This window comes from Microbispora siamensis (assembly GCF_016863095.1).
GTDB classification, from domain to species: Bacteria; Actinomycetota; Actinomycetes; order Streptosporangiales; family Streptosporangiaceae; genus Microbispora; species Microbispora siamensis.
Genome location: NZ_BOOF01000117.1, coordinates 1 through 1340, shown reverse-complemented (window position 1 = coordinate 1340; position 1340 = coordinate 1). Strand labels below are relative to the sequence as shown.

Below are 1340 nucleotides of genomic sequence, written 5' to 3'. Positions count from 1 at the left end.
TCGTGGGCCTGCTGTGCGTGCTGGCGTTGCTCCCGGCCGGCGCGGCCAGGGCGGACAACCCGATCATCCAGACCATCTACACCGCCGACCCGGCGCCGCTGGTCTACAACGGCCGGGTCTACCTCTACACCGGGCACGACGAGGACAACTCGACGTACTTCACCATGAAGGACTGGCGGGTCTGGTCGTCGGCCGACATGGTCAACTGGACCGACCACGGCTCCCCGCTCAGCGTGGCCACCTTCAGCTGGGCCAAATCGGACGCGTGGGCGGGGCAGGCCGTCTACCGCAACGGCAAGTTCTACTGGTACGTCCCCACCACCAACCGGGCGACCGGCAGGATGGCCATCGGCGTGGCCGTCTCCGACAGCCCCACCGGCCCCTTCAAAGACGCCCTCGGACACCCGCTGGTCGAAAACGGCGAGATCGACCCCACCGTCTTCATCGACGACAACGGGCAGGCCTACCTCTACTGGGGCAACCCCAACCTGTGGTACGTCAAGCTCAACGCCGACATGATCTCCTACTCCGGCAGCCCCACCAAGATCGCTCTCACCACCGCCGGGTTCGGCACCCGCACCGGCGACGCCAACCGGCCCACCCTGTTCGAAGAAGGCCCCTGGGTCTACAAACGAGGCGGCCTGTACTACATCGTCTTCGCGGCCAAATGCTGCTCGGAGTTCATCGCCTACTCCACCGCCCCCAGCCCCACCGGACCGTGGACCTACCGGGGAACGATCATGCCCACCCAGGGCGGCAGCTTCACCAACCACCCCGGCGTCATCGACTACCAGGGCGGATCGTACTTCTTCTACCACAACGGCGCCCTGCCGGGCGGCGGCGGCTACACCCGCTCGGTCGCGGTGGAGAAGTTCAGCTACAACGCCGACGGCACCATCCCGACCATCACCATGACCACCACCGGCGCACCCCAGATCGGCACCCTGAACCCCTACACCCGCCAGGAGGCCGAGACCATCGCCTGGGAATCCGGCGTCGAAACCGAACCCTCCAGCGACGGCGGAGGCGACATGAACGTCGGCTTCATCGACAACGGCGACTACATCAAGGTCAAGGGCGTCGCCTTCGGCACCGGAGCGACCACCTTCACCGCCCGGGTCGCCTCCGGCGCCGCCGGCGGAAAGATCGAAGTCCGCCGCGACGGCGTCACCGGCACCCTCATGGGCACCTGCGACGTCCCCGGCACCGGCGGCTGGCAGACCTGGACCACCGTCTCCTGCCCCGTCACCGGCGCGACCGGCACCCACGACCTGTACCTCAGATTCACCGGCGGCAGCGGCTACCTGTTCAACATGAACTGGTGGCAGTTCACCGGCAAC

At 67.3% G+C, this 1340-nt stretch carries 1 protein-coding gene; it reads left to right on the top strand.

The features are described from left to right. On the top strand, positions 1-1340 hold a 1340-nt coding region (locus tag Msi02_RS42715), incomplete at both ends, for a glycoside hydrolase family 43 protein (RefSeq protein ID WP_308441857.1).